Below are 16516 nucleotides of genomic sequence, written 5' to 3'. Positions count from 1 at the left end.
CGGCCTTCGTCCTCTGGCGGCTCGGTTGCCGCCCGACCGCTCGTGCAACTCCCTCGCTTGACGCCTGCCTGCGGCGCCGCGACAGAGAATCGCTCTTCCGACACGCAGGAACCGAGCTTTTGGACTCCATCACGATCATTCTTCTGCTTCTCCTGGCGGTGGTGCTCAGCGGCATCTTGTCGCGCGCCGTTCCGCTGCCCTTGCCGCGCCCGCTGTTCCAGATCGCACTCGGCGCCGCGATCGGGCTCGTCGCGGACTGGCGGGTCGAGCTCGATCCGGAAATCTTCTTCCTGCTGTTCCTGCCGCCTTTGCTGTTCCTCGACGGGTGGCGCATTCCGCGCGAGGAACTGTTCCGGGACGCCCAGACCGTCCTCGAGCTCGCGCTGGGTCTGGTGCTGTTCACCGTCCTCGGCATGGGGCTGTTCATCCACTGGATGATCCCATCCATGCCGCTGGCGGTCGCCTTCGCGCTGGCGGCGGTGATCTCGCCGACCGATCCGATCGCGGTGTCGGCGATCGCACAGCGCGTGCCCATCCCCAAGCGGATGATGCACATATTGGAGGGCGAGTCGCTGCTCAACGACGCCTCCGGCCTGGTCTGCCTGCGCTTCGCGGTCGCTGCGGCGCTGACCGGGACCTTCTCGATCCAGCAGGCCGCGCTCAGCTTCCTCTGGGTGGCGCTCGGCGGCATTGCGGTCGGCGTCGGCGTGACCTGGGGCGTCGCCCGTGCCAAGGCATTCGTCAGCCGACGCTATGGCGAAGAGGGCGGCGCGCAGATCGTCATCAGCCTGCTGATCCCCTTCGGCTCCTATCTGTTCGCAGAACAGATCCACTGCTCCGGCATCCTGGCCGCCGTCGCGGCGGGCCTGACCATGGGCTTCGTCGAAAGCCGGGGCGAGGTCGCCGCCGCCACGCGCATCCGCCGCAACTCGATCTGGGACGTGATCCAGTTCGTCGCCAACGGCATCATCTTCGTGCTTCTGGGCGAACAGTTGCCGGGCATCGTCGAGGGCGCCGCCGACATTGTCCGGGCGACGGGGCACCGGGAGATCTGGTGGCTTGCCATCTATGTGCTGGCCCTCAACGTCGGCCTGGCCTCCCTGCGCTTCCTGTGGGTTTGGGTTTCCCTGCGCTGGACGTTCTTTCGCGCCGGCGAATGGAAGCGGGCGCCCAACTGGCGCGCCGTGGCAGCGACCTCCTTCGCCGGCGTGCGTGGGGCAATCACGCTGGCGGGCGTGCTGACGCTCCCGCTGGCGATGCCCGATGGCTCGCCCTTCCCGGCACGGGACCTCGCCATCTTCCTGGCGATGGGCGTCATCATCGTCTCGCTGCTGACCGCCAGCGTCACCCTTCCCTGGCTGCTGCACGACCTGAAGCTGCCCGAGGAACCCTCGCATCTGGCCGAGGAGAATCGCGCACGCGTGGCTGCGGCGCAGGCCGCGATCGCCGCGGTCGAGCGGCTGGAGCATGAGATGGCAGCCGGCCGCGACGATGCCGACATCTATGTCGCCGCCGCGTCGCGGATCATGGACGGCTATCGCATGCGGATGGAGACGCATCGCGGCGCCGCGGAGGAACAGGCGCTGGCGCGCAGTCTGGAGAAGATCGAGCGCGAATTGCGCCTCGCCGCACTCAAGGCCGAACGCCGCGAAATCTTCCGCCGCGTCCGCAAGCGCGAGCTGGGCAGCGAAACCGCGCGCAAGCTCGTGCGCGAACTCGACCTGCAGGAAGTCCGCTACGTCACGGCAGGCGGCTGACGGCGTTCAGCGAAACGCCCGGACAAAGCAAAGCGCATCCAGAGCGGTCCGGATTATTACGCTGGAAGCAATAGTGAGGTTTGGAGAACGCGGCTTCTCGAAAGCACTGCGTGCGCGCAGCCTTGGCACATGGATCGGGCAGCTCCGGTCCCCAGCAGAGGCCGAATCCATGAAGCTCTATCATCACCCGCTTTCGGGCCATGCCCACCGCGCTATTCTGTTCGCATCGCTTTTGGGCGTTGCGCATGAACGCGTCGAAGTCGATCTGGCGGCAGGCGCGCACAAGCGCCCCGACTTCCTGAAACTCAATCCTTTCGGACAGGTGCCGGTGCTCATCGACGGCGATGTCGTGATCTCCGATTCCAATGCGATCCTCGTCTATCTGGCGCGCAAGGCCGGGCCCACCCACTGGCTGCCCGAGGATGCCGAGGGCGAGGCGGCGGTACAGCGCTGGCTCTCGGTCGCGGCGGGCGAGCTCGCTTACGGTCCGGCCGCCGCACGCTTGATCACCGTCTTCGGCGCCGCGTTCGACGCCGATGAGGTCATCGCTCGCTCGCACCGCCTGCTCGGGCTTCTGGAGGCGCGACTTGCGGAGAGCGCATGGCTGGCCGGGTCGGCCCCGACGATCGCCGACATCGCGCTCTACAGCTATGTCGCGCGCGCGCCGGAGGGCAATGTCGATCTCTCGGCCTATCCAGCCGTGAACGACTTCCTCGCCCGGATCGAAGCCTTGCCGGGCTTCGTGCCCTTTGCGCGGACGCCGGTCGGGCTCGCCGCCTGAACGAAAGGACGCGCGCGGCCATGCGCGCGCCTTGCCCCGGAACGGCACGAAAGGACCCGGCAATGTCAGGACAGCCCAACAAACTCCCGGTGTGGCACGAAGGCGAGCGGCTTATCCAGGAACGGCTTGGCGTTGCCGGGCGGATGGCCGAGGTGGGCGCCCGCGTGATCAGGGATCATATGCCCGACCAGCATCGCGCCTTCTATGCCCAGCTGCCGTTCATCGTGGTCGGAAGCGTCGACGATGGGGGCGATGCCTGGGCAACGATCCTCGAAGGGCAACCCGGCTTCATGGCGTCCCCGACACCGAAAAGGCTCGACATCGCCGCGCGCCCGCAGGCAGGCGATCCGGCCGCGCCGGGCATCGGCACCGGTCGGCCGCTGGGCTTGTTGGGCATCGAGATGCACAGCCGCCGGCGCAACCGCATGAACGGAACGCTGACGGACGCGGGCAGCGTCCTGCGCGTCGATGTCGACCAGAGCTTCGGCAATTGCCCCCGCTACATCCAGCTGCGCGATGCCGGCTTTGCCCGCGACGTGACCCTGCCCCATGATGGTCCGGTGGAGAGCCTCGCGGCGCTCGATCAGGCGACGCGCACCATGATCGCAACTGCGGACAGCTTCTTCGTGGCCTCCTACGCCGATCGCGACGGGCAGCGGCAGGTCGACGTGTCGCATCGCGGCGGCAAGGCAGGCTTCGTGCGCGCGGATGCCGACGGCGTTCTGACCATCCCCGACTTCGACGGAAACCTGTTCTTCAACACGCTGGGCAACATCCTGCTCAACGGCAAGGCGGGCCTGCTGTTCGTCGACCATGCCAGCGGCGACATGCTGCAGATGATCGGAGATGCCGAGATATTATTCGACTCGCCCGAAATCGAAGCCTTTCAGGGCGCGGAGCGGCTATGGACCTTCCGTCCCCGCCGGATCGTACTGCGCCGTGGTGCGCTCGCTCTGCGCTGGGCCTTCCGCGGCGAGGAGAGCTGGTCGCCCCATGCCCTTATGACCGGCGATTGGACCCAGGCCGCCGAAAGGCTTCGCGCCGCCGCGCTCTCGAACAGCTGGCTCCCGCTGCGCGTCGCCAGGATCGTCGACGAAAGCAGCAGCATTCGCTCTTTCCATCTGCTGGCAGACGACGGAGCCGGCCTGCTGCCGCATCGCGCCGGCCAGCATCTTCCGATACGGGTAACCCTGCCCGGTTCCGACAGGCCCCTGATACGGACCTACACGATTTCGACCGCCCCCTCGGACGAGGGCTATCGGATCAGCGTGAAGCGCGACGGCGCGGTTTCGCGCTATCTGCACGATCGGATCGCGGTCGGCGACATGATCGAGGCGCGCCGGCCCTCTGGCGACTTCACCATCGACGCCCGGGGCTTGCGACCGGCGGTGCTGCTGGCGGGTGGCGTCGGCATTACCCCGATGATGGCCATGGCCCGGCACGTGGTCTTCGAAGGGGTGCGCAGGCAGGCGATCCGACCGATCTTCCTGTTCCATGCGGCCCGATCGCTCGCCGAGCGGCCCTTCGACCGCGAGCTCGACGCGCTGGTCGATGCGTCCTACGGCAGCCTGAAGCTGATCCGCATCCTCAGCCGCACCGATGGTGCGAGGGAAGGCGTCGATTACGACGCTGCAGGGCGGATCGACATGGCGCTGCTGTCGCGCTTCCTGCCCTTCGGCGACTATGATTTCCATCTCTGCGGGCCATCCGCCTTCACCCAGGGGCTCTACGACGGATTGCGGCAGCTCAACATCGCCGACGACCAGATCCACGCCGAGACATTCGGCCCTTCGTCCCTGCAGCGCACGGTCGACCCAGCAGCATCCGCCGCCGCGCCGGCCAGCCCACCATCGACGAAGCAGGTGGCCGTGGCCTTCATGGATTCGCTGAAGGAGGCGCGCTGGACACCCGGTACGGGTACGCTGCTGGACTTGGCGGAAGCGCGCGGCCTGACCCCGGAATTCGGCTGCCGCGAAGGATCGTGCGGAACCTGCAAGACCCGGCTTCTGCGCGGCGCCGTCACCCATATCCGCACGCCCGGTATCGTGCTTGCGGACGATGAGCTTCTGCTCTGCAGCGCCGTCCCCGCCGAAGCGGAAGGCGATACCGAGCCCTCCATCCAGCTGGCCCTGTGACGGCAGTAGCGACAATCCGTCTCCCACCATCGACGAAGGAAACAGATATGACCAGACCTCCCCTCCCCCCGTTCACCCGCGAAAGCGCGGTCGAGAAGGTTCGCCTTGCCGAAGATGGCTGGAACAGCCGCGACGCAGCCAAGGTCGCGCTTGCCTATACGCCGGACACGCGCTGGCGGAACCGCGTCGACTTCGCCGAGAACCGCGATCAGGCGCAGGCGTTCCTGACCCGCAAGTGGAAGACCGAGCTCGACTATCGCCTGATCAAGGAACTGTGGGCCTTTACCGGCAACCGCATCGCCGTCCGCTATGCCTATGAATATCGCAACGACAGCGGCCAGTGGTTCCGCGCCTATGGCAATGAGAATTGGGAGTTCGCCGAGGACGGCCTGATGGCGCATCGCCATGCGAGCATCAACGAGATGCCGATCCGCGAGGAAGACCGCAAATTCCGCTGGCCGCTGGGCCGGCGCCCGGACGATCACCCGGGCCTGAGCGATCTCGGCCTCTGACCGCCGGCCAGGGCGCGCGACCGGGCCGGCCTGATCGACGCGCCCTTCCCCGTCGACTATGCAACGCCTGTGAAGGGGGGACTGGAATGGACCGGTGGCAGGCGATGCGAATCTTCGTGAAAGTGGCCGAGACCGGCGGTTTTGCGGAAACGGCGCGGATCCTGCACATGAGTGCTCCGGCCGTGACCCGTGCCGTTGCCGCGCTGGAGGAGCTGATCGGCGCGCAGCTGTTCGTGCGCACCACCAGATCGGTCCGGATGACCGAGGCCGGCGCGCGCTACCTGGAAGACTGCCGGCGGATCCTGGCCGACATCGCCGAGGCCGAAGCCGCCGCGGCAGGCTCTTATGCGACGCCCAGCGGCACCCTGGCCGTCACCGCCTCGGTGATGTTCGGGCATATGTACGTCTTGCCCATCATGACCGAATATCTCGCGCAACACCCCTCCGCAGGCGGGCGGACCTTGTTCGTCGATCGACCGGTCAACCTCATCGACGAGGGGGTCGACGTCGCCATAAGGATCGGCCATCTGGCCGACTCCGGCTTTACCGCGATCAAGGTCGGTTCGGTACGAAGGGTCGTCTGCGGGTCCCCGGATTATTTCGACAGACATGGCGTGCCGACCTCGCCCGCCGATCTGAGGCAGCATCGGATCGCCGCATCGACCAGTGCCTGGGCATCGCCCGAATGGCGGTTCGCCGACGACCAGCGCGTGACGATCGACGCCGCCCTGCAATGCAACACCAACGAGGCCGTCATCGCGGCCGCCCGGTCGGGGCATGCGCTGACGCGGGTACTTCATTACCAGATCGGGCCGGCCCTGCGCGCGGGCGAGTTGCGGATCGTGCTTACCGACCATGAGGAGCCCCCGCTTCCGGTCCACATCCTCTATCCGCAAGGCCGCAACGCCCCCGCCAAGGTCCGCGCTTTCGTAACCCTCGCCACGGCGAGATTGCGCGAAAACCCGTTGTTCAACTGATGGAGACTGGCACCGATCGGCAAGGCCAAATGGGCGCTGTTGTCGAAGATGCTGTGTGCTGGAGCGGGTGAAGGGAATCGAACCCTCCTAGCCAGCTTGGAAGGCTGGAGCATTACCACTATGCTACACCCGCTCACCGGGTTCTCGGTCTCGTCTGCCGAGGGCGCCCCAATGCCATCATGTCGGTAGCATCGTCAACCGCGCATCGTCCTGAAGAATCGCCGCGGCGGCGTCCGGCTCCGCTTTCGCGCGATCGCGGTTGCCTCCCTTCCCTCATGCGATACAGGCAGCGCCGGGCAAGCTGGAAACGCAAAGGGTAACACTGCATGACGGGCATCTGCGGCAGCTGGCATTTCGATGGCGCGCCGGGCGCGGCAGACGAATGTGCGCGGATGCAGGCGGCGCTTGCCGTTTATGGGCGCGATCGCAGCGGCCGCGCGGATCTTGGCGAATTCGCCCTGGGAATCCAGCTTGCCCGGATGCTGCCGGAGGACCGCTATGATCGGCAGCCTCTCACCGGAGCGGACGGGGGGCTTTTCCTTGTCGCCGATGCCCGGATAGACAATCGGCCCGAGCTCGCCGAAGCCCTGGGCCTCGACGCGGAGCGGACGCGCATGATGTGCGACGCCGATTATATCCTCGCGGCCTGGGAGCGCTGGGGCGAGGATGCGCTGGAGCGACTCAAGGGCAGCTATGCCTTCGCGCTGTGGGATGCGCGAACGCGGATCCTGCGGCTGATACGCGATCCTCTCGGCCAGCGCCCGCTGTTCGTTCACCGAAGCCATGGGCGTGTCCTGTTCGCCAGCATGGCCAAGGGGCTGCACGCCCTACCCGACGTGCCACTGGCCCCCGATGCGGAGCGGGTGCGGGACCATCTGGCCCTGTTGCCCCATGTCGGCCCGCGCAGTTTCTTCGCTGGCATCGACCGTGTCGAACCGGGCGGGATGCTTCGCCTTCACGCGAATGGCCAGGTCGAGATCATCACCTGGTACGAACGCGAGCGCGATCGCTCCCCGCGCTTCTCGCGGCTCGAGGACTATGTCGACGCCTTCAGGGCGCTGTTCGATCGCGCGGTAGCCGATTCCCTGCGTACCACCGGCGGCGTCGCGGCGCATCTGAGCGCCGGACGCGACAGCGGTCTTGTCGCCGTAACCACAGCGGCACAGCTTGCGAAGAGCGGCCAGAGGCTGGCTGCCTATACCCATGTCCCGCTGCCCGGCGCACCGCTTTTCCCTGCGGCGGGGCGTTTCGGCAATGAGGGGCCCGCGGCGGCCAAAACGGCAGCGCTGCACGCAAATATCGATCACATCCTCATCGACTGCGTCCACCGCCAGGTCGGCGACGATTTCGACAGCAACTTTCATCACCACGAATATCCGCTGCTCAACCCCACGAACAGCCTGTGGGAAAGCGAGATCGCCCGAACGGCGGCCGCCCGGGGGGCGTCGCTGCTTCTGACCGGCCAGCATGGGAACATGACGGTCAGCACGCTTGGAACGCAGCGACTTGCCGAACTTCTGGGCCGAGGCCAACTTTTCGCCTGGGGACGCGAGATTCTGGCGATGCGGCGCAAGGGGCATGACAGCCTGCGCGGCCTGCTATCGGTCAGCATCGTGCCGCACCTGCCGCAAGCCGTGGTCATAATGCTCCGCCGCCTGTTCGGGCGGGCCGACTATGTCCTCAGCGAATATACCGCTTTGAGAGAAGAAATAGCCGCCTCCCCCGCGTTCAGGAATCATGTCTCAGACATCGGATTCGACACGCGCTATCAGGCTTGGGGCGATGTCCACGCGATGCGGCGGATGGTGTTGTGGCGGATCGACTATCTGGCCATGCACATGAAGGGTATCCTGGCGTCGACGGGGCTCGACGTGCGCGATCCCACGGGCGACATCCGATTGGTCGAGTTTCTGTCGGCCGTGCCGACCGAGCTCTTCCTGCACGACGGTGAAACAGCCTGGCTGTTCAAGGCGGCGTTTGGCGACCGGCTGCCGCAGGAAGCGGTTCAAGCCCGCCAGAAGGGCCTGCAATCGGCCGATTGGGCAACCCGAATGCGGCAGGCTTTCCCCGCATTGGCCATCGAGCTGGAACGGGCGCGGCATAGCCCGACCGCCGCCGCCCTGATGGATCTGGACGCCCTGATCGCCGATGCGGCGGGCTTCCCGCAGATGGAGGGCGAGCCCGAAACCCAAGCCATGGCGACGCGTTATCATCTTCGGATCACGCGGGCACTGTCGGCTGCGCATTTTCTGCGCAAGCTCGAAGCCGGCAATCACTGAACAGATATCACGGCCGCAGATCGATCCGAGGGCATGGCGGCTCTCATGCCGTGCAACCGGCCTGATCCGATCGCTCGCGCAACCGTGATCCCGCACTGTCGAGATGCGCGGACATGGCGGCGCTCAGGCGATAACGGGCGACGTAGCCGACATGATCCGACAGCATTTCGCCGGCGGCATCGTGGCCGAAGGGCACGCTGATCCCCGCGACATCCATCGCCAGGCGGGATCCGGGCATCACGATCTCCCAGTCGCGCGCGCGTTTCAGCGAATAGGCTGCGTCTGCCGGCAAGCTGCCCCCGCAACGACCCGGTGCCGTCTCGCAGGTCCGCAGGGCATCATGGACACCGCCGCCGACATGCCCGCTTATCGCGCGGAGGTGGGACAGAAAATAGGATAAGCGGGAAGGGCGGGGTCCGACATTGAAGTCGCCGGCCAGGATGAGAGGCGTATCAGGCCGAAGATTAGCGGTCAGGAAGGCAGCGAGCGCATCGATCTGGCGACGATAGGCGTAAAGCGATCGATCGTCGTCGACATGGGATGCCCGCCGCGAGTTCAGATGAGCGTCGACGACCGCAACGGGAGCCGGGCTTCCGGGGACATCGATCATGGCGAGCAAGGCGCCCTTGTTGGCCAGGCAGTCGAACCCGGCGCAGGCGAAATCGGGGAAGGCCATGCGGCGCACCGACCGGATCGGATAGTCGGACAGGATCTGGAGACCGCTACCGAGCAGCTTCCCGCTGCGTTCTCCGGCAAAGAAGCTCGCATTGCGCAGAAAGGCCGTATCGGCCGGCGTCGGCGCGGCCGTGCTGCGCAGGTCGGAGCCAGGCCCATCGGCGGTGAAGGCGTAGCCGGCCTGCCGCCCGATGCTTTTCGCGTCCTCGGTGAAGGCCTCCTGCAGCAGGACGATATGCGGCTGCCGTCCCTCCCGCCGCAGCGCTGCGAGCCGATCGCCCATCTGTCGGAAGGCAGCCTGACGCCCGAACCTTATCGGCCAGGGCAGCCCTTCGACATTGTAGGTCATGACGGTCAAGGCGCCGCTGTCGGCCATGCGAGCCGCAGAAGGTTTGGGGCCAGCCGGCACACCGCTCCGCGTCGGCATCGAAACGAGCCCCGCCGTTAGCAGGGCAAGCGTGGCAATCCGTTTCCCATAGTCGAAAAGGCTCATCCCGTCGGTCCTCGCATTTTGCGGCGAGACGATCCGGAGGGCCGCCCACCACAGTTGGACCGAAATTTTTTCTGGCCAGGCTGCGGCGCCCCGTCGCGGGCGGCGTCGTGGCGCGCATGAGGATCGGCTTTCTCTTCAACCACGACCAGGTTCACCAGGTCGCCCACGCCCTGCCCATAGCGCTTGCCATGCGGCGGCTGTCGCCCACGACGCATGTGGTGGTCGCAACGACCAACCCCGCGCTGACCGCGGAGGTACATCGGCTGGCTGGCCCGGCGGTCGACGAGATCGAAATCGTCGAACTCTCGCTGCGCCGCGTCTCGACCCGTCTGCTGGCACGCGGGCTCGAATGGGCGCTGCCGATACGCAAGATCGGCATGTATCGCGACAATCTCGACCTGTTCGGGACGCTCGACGCGCTGGTGGTAACCGAGAAGACGTCGTTGATTTTGAAGACCCGCTATGGGCTGAACCTGCCGATCATCCATACGCGTCATGGCGCGGGTGACCGGGCAATCGGCTTCAACAAGGCCAGCGCAGGGTTCGACCATGTCCTCGTGTCGGGACCGAAGATACGACGCCGGCTGATCGACGAAGCGGGCGTGGCCCCCGACAGGATCAGCATGGTCGGATATGCGAAATTCGACTTGCTTGGGCAAAGTCGCCCACGCCTGCCGATGCAGGACAATGGCAAGCCGACCGTGCTCTACAATCCGCACCCCTCGCCACACCTGTCCTCCTGGTATGTCCATGGCCGGGCGGTGCTCGAGCATTTTCTGCGCGACGACCGGTTCAACCTCATCTTCGCGCCCCATGTGATGCTTTTCCACCGACCTTTCGTGGTCACCATCGACAAGCTTCGCATCGACCGGCCGGGCAGGATCGCTACCCGCTTCAGCGAGGCGCCCAATATTCATATCGACCTGGGCAGTGCGGCATCGACCGACATGAGCTATACGCTCACGGCGGACATCTACCTCGGCGACGTCAGCAGCCAGATCTACGAGTTCCTCTATCGCCCCCGCCCCTGCCTGTTCCTGAACAGCCACGGTGTCGACTGGCGAAGCGATCCCAACTATGCGCACTGGGCCGCCGGCCCGGTGATCGGCGACCCTGCGCATCTCGAGGCCGCGCTCGACTGGGCAATGATCTCGCACAGCCGCTATGCCGCCATTCAGCGGCGCCTGTTCGACGACAGCGTGGACCTGACGCCCGAACCATCCGCCGTCCGCGCTGCCCTTGCGATACTCGACCGGCTTGGCGCGGCGGTGACGGTTCCGGAGACACATGTGCCGATCGCGGTCTGATCATGCCTCTTCGCAAGGACATCTGGCGGCCGGCCATCGTCGACCGTCCGCTCGCCGATATCGTGGCGGCCGGAGGCATAGGCGATGCGGCGCTCCATTGGTTGCCTGAGGAAAGGCCCTATGCCTTTCTGGCCGACCCGTTCGGCCTATGGCGTGACGGCATGCTCAACCTGTTCGTCGAGCATTTCGACTATCGCGATCGGCGCGGAACGATCGAGGTGCTGATCTATGATCGGGATTTCAGGCTGGTCGATCGGCGGCGTGTGCTGGCCGAGCCATGGCACCTTTCCTATCCGTTCGTCTTCGAGGCGGAGGGAGAGACGTGGATGCTGCCCGAAGCCCATCGCTCGGGACAACTGACGCTGTATCGAGCGACCGACTTTCCGTTCGGCTGGCAGCGCGCGGCGGTGTTGTCGCTGGACTGCGTCCCGGTCGATGCGACGCCCGTTCGCTGCGGAGGCCTGTGGTGGCTCTTCTACACCGCGGCCAAGGATCGACACAGCAAAGTGACGAACCTGCACGTCGCCTATTCCGAGAGCCTGACCACGGGTTGGCGCCCCCATCCCGCAAATCCGGTGCAGAACAACGCCCTGAGCGCGCGACCGGGAGGTACCCCCCTCCTGGATGGGGGCACTCTCCGGATGCCCGTCCAGAATTGCCTGCACACTTATGGAGGAGGAATCGGGATGATCGAGGTCGGAACCCTGACCCCCGAGTGCTTTTCCGCGCGCTACGCCGGGCCTGTTGCAATGCCTGATGCTGTGCGCGGAACAGCCGAAGGGATGCACACTCTCTCGGGGGCGGGCGCGGTTACGCTGATCGACGTCAAGCGGACGACATTGTCGCTTCGGGGACTGGGAATAGAGGCGCAGCGCGAACTCCGCCGGCTGCCGGCAAGACTCCGAGGCTGAACAACCGTTCCAGAACAGCACCGCCGGCGGCCTCGAACCTGTCGGGGCCAAAGCGCGCGAGCGTCTGCCGGCGCGCTTCCGATCCCAGCCGTGCCAGCCGGGCCGGGTCGTCCAGCAGCAATCCCAGCTTTATGACCAATATGTCGGGTTGGCCGGGCGGGACAAGCTCGCCGGTGATCCCGGGCTGTACCGATCGTGCCAGTTCGCCGACGGCAGAAGCGATCACGGGCAGCCCGGCCTGCATCGCCTCGTGCGCCGCGATGCAGAAGCCTTCGGACCGCGACGGCTGAACATAGATATCCAGCCCGGCGAGAAAAGTCTGGGGATCGGCGTGGAAGCCCGAGAAACGCACCATGTCGAGGCCGAGTGCCGAGGCCTGCGCCTGCAGGGCGATACGCTCCTGGCCTTCGCCCGCTATCTCGATCTCGAAATCGATGTCGAGCGCGCGCAGCGAAGAGGCCGCAAGCAGCAGCGTGTCATAGCCTTTGACCATGTGAAGTCGCCCCAGGCTACCGATCCTCAGTCGGCCCTGTCTCGTGCCCGGCGAGGCCGGCGCGGCGGAGGCGTCGGCGCGGAAGATCGGCCAGCTGATCAGGCGGTCCGGCGTCACACCGAGTTTCTCTGCGGTAAAATCCGCCACGGCATCGGAGTCCGCCACCCACAGCGCCGACAAGCCATGCGATGCACGGAGCAGATGACGATTGGCAGGCTTCAGATAGGCCGCGTGCTGCCAGCTGACGACGGGCAGGCCGAGCCGGCGACCCGCGAGTTGGCCCAGTAAAGTGGCACGCGTCAGCGAGGTCCAGATCAGCGCCGGACGAATGGCACGCAGACGCGCCAACAGCCATTTCAGGGCCGAGCCATGATCCGCTTCGGCTCCGTCCCGGACTTCGACCGGAATTCCCGCTGCGTGGAGGGCGGGAATACCGCGCCCGTCCCGCCAGCAAAGCGCGAGCACCTGGATCTCGGCGCCGCATCGTCGCAGCACCTCTGCGATCGCGGCGATCGGCGCCGATGCGCCTCCACCTTCCATCGAATTGATCACATAGGCGATTCGCAGCGGGGCGGGCGGTGGCGAGGACGGACGCATGACCGGTCGACGCCGCAGCGGCGGCGTGACCGCAGTCCACAAGGTGGTGAGTATAAAAAAACACGACGCGCACCGGCACGAGGTTGCAGGCGACTGCGGATCGGTGGCGTAGGCGGCGTCCCTGCGCGGAGCACTGCGGGATGGAGATGCCATGCGACATGAACATATTGAGGCGGAAGCTCCGGTCCCCGCCGGACGGCCGCACGCCGGTGGGCCGATCGCTGCGCATATCGCTATCGTGATGCACGACTTCTCCACGGGCGGAAGCGAACGGATCGCCATCCGGCTGGCAAACCGCTGGGCGGCAGCCGGGCGGCGCGTCACCATCTTCGCTGGCGTGACCGAAGGCCCGGCACGGGCACTGGTCGCACCCTCCGTTACGATCATGGGCATGACTCCCGAGCTCCCCCGCAGCCGCCTGTCCCGTCTCAGGCTGGGCCTGGGGCTGGCAGACTTCGTCCGCAGCGTGCAGCCCGACCTGCTGTTCGTGCCCGGCAATTTCCACATCCCCGTCGCCGCCATCACGGACATCATGCTGGGTGACCAGCGACCGGTGATATTCTGCAAGCTCAGCAATCCCCTATGCCGGCCTGGTCGGGGGCGGATCGCCCAGACGCTCCACGGAGCGCTGCTGCGGTGGCAGGCCCGACATATCGACCGGATCATAGCCATGTCGCCCGCCCTCGCCCGAGAGGCGCGGCTCGTGCTCCTCCGTGACGGGATCACGACGATCGCTGAACCGAATGCGGACGAGCAGGACAGGGCGTGTCGCCCCGCTTATGGCCCCGGCCGGAACATCATCCTCTGTGCCGGACGGCTGGTCACGCAGAAGAACGTCCAGCTGGCAATCCGGGCGGTCGCGCAGGTCGATCGCAGCCTCCAGGCCGAGCTTCTGATCCTCGGCGAAGGCCCGTTACGAGCTCCGCTTGAGGCGCTGGCCGCGGATCTGGGGATCGGCGATCAGGTCAGGTTCGGCGGCTACGTGCGCGACCTGAAGCCGGCGTTGCGGCGGGCGAAGCTGTTCCTGCTGACGTCGCTCTATGAAGGCTATCCGGCGGTTGTCGTCGAAGCGCTCGTCGCCGGTGTGCCGGTCATCAGCACGGCCTGCTCGCCTGCGATCCAGGAGATAATTCAATGCCCCCAGGACGGCGCGATCGTCGCAGCCGACGTGGAGACGATAGCCCGGACGATAGAGAAGCGGTTGCGGAGCGCGACGGATGTCGTGAGTGGGCCGCTGCTCGTAGAGCGGCACCGGATCGACCGGATCGCGAAGCGCTATCTGGATCTGTTCGACCAGCAAATCGCGGTCCGCCAGAAATAGCACACAAACAGAGGCCCGACGCGCGTCAGGGAAGATGCCCGGAAACGAGCGGAGCCCCGGTGTGCTTGAGCTACCGGGGGTGAATGCTGGGGGGTGTATGTTTGATTTGGTTGCGGGGGCAGGATTTGAACCTGCGGCCTTCAGGTTATGAGCCTGACGAGCTACCGGGCTGCTCCACCCCGCGCCAAGGATGTTGACCTGGGATGTTTGTCCCCGGAGCGTTAGCTCCGCAAGGCCGGATGGCCGTTGCGCGGTTAGCGCGGAGCCAAGGTAGCGGATGCTGCCGCCGGCGTTTGAGGTCTGCTGACAAGTGAATGGGTATGGATACGCGGTCGACAAAGCCTGGCGACGCCCTACTCTTCCACCGCTTAAGCGCTAGTACCATCGGCGCAGTCTGGTTTCACGTCCGAGTTCGGGATGGGATCGGGTGGGTCACAGACGCTATGGCCACCAAGCTATGTGGACCGCGTATCATTGTTCTAGAAACCGTGCAGATATTTGATGCTGTATGTAGATCCGCCACCATTGGACATCAGGATTGATGTTGATGGTGGGGTTCTCGAAGCGCGAATAGAGCAATTAGTATCGGTTAGCTCCATGGGTTACCCCACTTCCACATCCGATCTATCAAGGTCGTGGTCTTCGACCGCTCTAAGATATCTTATCTTGAGGGAGGCTTCCCGCTTAGATGCTTTCAGCGGTTATCCCGTCCATACATAGCTACCCTGCTGCGCGGCTGGCGCCACGACAGGTCCACCAGAGGTATGTTCAACCCGGTCCTCTCGTACTAGGGTCAACTCCTCTCAAATATCGACGCCCACGGCAGATAGGGACCAAACTGTCTCGCGACGTTCTGAACCCAGCTCACGTACCACTTTAATTGGCGAACAGCCAAACCCTTGGGACCTGCTCCAGCCCCAGGATGTGATGAGCCGACATCGAGGTGCCAAACAACCCCGTCGATATGAGCTCTTGGGGGTTATCAGCCTGTTATCCCCGGCGTACCTTTTATCCGTTGAGCGATGGCCCTTCCACGAGGGACCACCGGATCACTATGACCGACTTTCGTCTCTGCTCGACTTGTCAGTCTCGCAGTCAGGCTGGCTTATGCCATTGCACTCTAACAGCCGGTTTCCAACCGGCCTGAGCCAACCTTCGCGCGCCTCCGTTACTCTTTGGGAGGCGACCGCCCCAGTCAAACTACCCGCCACAGAGGGTCCCTGAACCAGTTTCATGGTTCGAGGTTAGACATCAGAAAACAACAGGGTGGTATTTCACCTATGGCTCCACCTGGGCTGGCGCCCTGGCTTCAAAGCCTCCCACCTATGCTACACAATTCTTTCCTAATGCCACTCTGAAGCTGCAGTAAAGGTGCACGGGGTCTTTCCGTCTAACCGCGGGTACTCCGCATCTTCACGGAGAATTCAATTTCGCTGAGCATGTGCTGGAGACAGTGGGGAAGTCGTTACGCCATTCGTGCAGGTCGGAACTTACCCGACAAGGAATTTCGCTACCTTAGGACCGTTATAGTTACGGCCGCCGTTTACCTGGGCTTCATTTCGGAGCTTGCACCCCTCCACTTAACCTTCAGGCACCGGGCAGGCGTCAGACCCTATACGTCGTCTTGAAGCCGACTTAGCAGAGCCCTGTGTTTTTGCTAAACAGTCGCTACCCCCTGGCCTGTGCCCCCCATAAGTGCTTGCGCATATATGGGGCCTCCTTCTTCCGAAGGTACGGAGGCAATTTGCCGAGTTCCTTCAGCACACTTCTCTCAAGCGCCTTGGTATACTCTACCTGACCACCTGTGTCGGTTTCGGGTACGGTCTATACGGTGGGGCTATTTCCTGGAACCATTTCGAAGCACGTCCAATCCGTTAAGGACGTACAACACACATGATCCGTCACACACCACCAGGCCCACGAATATTAACGTGGTTCCCATCGACTACCCCCTTCGGGCTCGTCTTAGGGGCCGGCTCACCCTGCGCGGATTAGCCTTGCGCAGGAACCCTTGGTCTTTCGGCGACAGGGCATCTCACCCTGTTTATCGCTACTCATGTCTGCATTCGCACTTCCGATACCTCCACGACCCATTACCAGATCGCTTCACAGGCTTACGGAACGCTCCGCTACCGCGTGGATAAATCCACACCCTAAGCTTCGGTGCGTGTCTTGAGCCCCGTTACATCTTCGCCGCAGGAACCCTTATTTAGACCAGTGAGCTGTTACGCTTTCTTTAAAGGATGGCTGCTTCTAAGCCAACCTCCTGGTTGTTTTG

11 protein-coding genes, 2 tRNA genes and 2 rRNA genes (1 of these 15 running past the window's edge) are annotated in these 16516 nt (G+C 64.8%); 9 read left to right on the top strand and 6 right to left on the bottom strand.

The genetic code is table 11. The features are described 5' to 3' along the window. Positions 1-119: 119 nt before the first annotated feature. The 5 genes from G6P88_RS14175 (at position 120) to G6P88_RS14155 (ending at position 6162) form a co-directional block, all read left to right on the top strand. A complete protein-coding gene (locus tag G6P88_RS14175) occupies positions 120-1757 on the top strand; it encodes a Na+/H+ antiporter (protein ID WP_165323742.1) in 1638 nt (545 codons plus the stop codon). Between the two features lie 169 nt (positions 1758-1926). Further along, on the top strand, positions 1927-2538 hold the full coding sequence (locus G6P88_RS14170; protein ID WP_165323741.1) for a glutathione S-transferase family protein: 612 nt from the start codon (positions 1927-1929) through the stop codon (positions 2536-2538). Positions 2539-2600: 62 nt separating this feature from the next. Further along, positions 2601-4673 (top strand): 2Fe-2S iron-sulfur cluster-binding protein, encoded by a 2073-nt coding sequence (locus G6P88_RS14165; RefSeq protein ID WP_165323740.1) that lies wholly within the window; start codon positions 2601-2603, stop codon positions 4671-4673. A gap of 47 nt (positions 4674-4720) precedes the next feature. Then, entirely contained in the window at positions 4721-5185 is a 465-nt protein-coding gene (locus G6P88_RS14160; RefSeq protein WP_165323739.1) for a nuclear transport factor 2 family protein, read from the top strand. A gap of 86 nt (positions 5186-5271) precedes the next feature. After that, positions 5272-6162 (top strand): LysR family transcriptional regulator, encoded by an 891-nt coding sequence (locus G6P88_RS14155; protein ID WP_165323738.1) that lies wholly within the window; start codon positions 5272-5274, stop codon positions 6160-6162. A gap of 59 nt (positions 6163-6221) precedes the next feature. Here G6P88_RS14155 and G6P88_RS14150 read toward each other — a convergent pair. Then, positions 6222-6295 (bottom strand) — tRNA-Gly (locus G6P88_RS14150). Between the two features lie 193 nt (positions 6296-6488). Here G6P88_RS14150 and G6P88_RS14145 point away from each other — a divergent pair. Further along, positions 6489-8441, top strand: a complete 1953-nt coding sequence (locus G6P88_RS14145) for an asparagine synthetase B family protein (protein ID WP_165323737.1) — start codon at positions 6489-6491, stop codon at positions 8439-8441. Between the two features lie 43 nt (positions 8442-8484). Here the strand turns inward: G6P88_RS14145 and G6P88_RS14140 are convergent, their stop codons facing one another. Next, the gene (locus G6P88_RS14140) at positions 8485-9609 is read right to left on the bottom strand and encodes a sphingomyelin phosphodiesterase (protein WP_165323736.1); all 1125 of its coding nucleotides are present in this window, start codon (positions 9607-9609) and stop codon (positions 8485-8487) included. A gap of 116 nt (positions 9610-9725) precedes the next feature. Between G6P88_RS14140 and G6P88_RS14135 the strand changes: the two genes are divergently transcribed. Together G6P88_RS14135 and G6P88_RS14130 are read left to right on the top strand one after the other, a co-directional pair. Next, positions 9726-10916: a hypothetical protein gene (locus G6P88_RS14135; RefSeq protein WP_165325201.1), complete on the top strand. Its 1191-nt coding sequence runs from the start codon at positions 9726-9728 to the stop codon at positions 10914-10916. Between the two features lie 2 nt (positions 10917-10918). Next, positions 10919-11827 carry a glucosamine inositolphosphorylceramide transferase family protein gene (locus G6P88_RS14130; protein WP_165323735.1) on the top strand — a complete coding sequence of 303 codons (909 nt, stop codon included), beginning with the start codon at positions 10919-10921 and terminating at the stop codon, positions 11825-11827. Here the strand turns inward: G6P88_RS14130 and G6P88_RS14125 are convergent. Then, positions 11742-12872, bottom strand: coding sequence for a glycosyltransferase family 4 protein (locus tag G6P88_RS14125; protein WP_226946570.1), 1131 nt, complete (start codon positions 12870-12872; stop codon positions 11742-11744). The two genes, G6P88_RS14130 and G6P88_RS14125, sit on opposite strands and share 86 nt — an antisense overlap. Positions 12873-13068: 196 nt before the next feature. On the opposite strand from G6P88_RS14125, the gene G6P88_RS14120 reads away from it, so the two are divergent. Further along, on the top strand, positions 13069-14238 hold the full coding sequence (locus G6P88_RS14120) for a glycosyltransferase (RefSeq protein WP_165323733.1): 1170 nt from the start codon (positions 13069-13071) through the stop codon (positions 14236-14238). A 107-nt stretch (positions 14239-14345) separates the two neighbouring features. On the opposite strand, the gene G6P88_RS14115 is transcribed toward G6P88_RS14120, so the two are convergent. From G6P88_RS14115 to G6P88_RS14105, 3 genes are all read right to left on the bottom strand, one after another. After that, positions 14346-14422: transfer RNA gene (locus G6P88_RS14115), tRNA-Met, on the bottom strand. A gap of 156 nt (positions 14423-14578) precedes the next feature. After that, positions 14579-14693: ribosomal RNA gene (rrf, locus tag G6P88_RS14110) — 5S ribosomal RNA — on the bottom strand. A 105-nt stretch (positions 14694-14798) separates the two neighbouring features. Continuing rightward, positions 14799-16516, bottom strand: a 23S ribosomal RNA gene (locus G6P88_RS14105) (it continues 1071 nt past the right edge of the window).

This window comes from Rhizorhabdus phycosphaerae (assembly GCF_011044255.1).
Classification (GTDB): domain Bacteria; phylum Pseudomonadota; class Alphaproteobacteria; order Sphingomonadales; family Sphingomonadaceae; genus Rhizorhabdus; species Rhizorhabdus phycosphaerae.
Note: the sequence above shows the minus strand (reverse complement) of the source record. Positions and strands in the feature narration are given on the sequence as shown.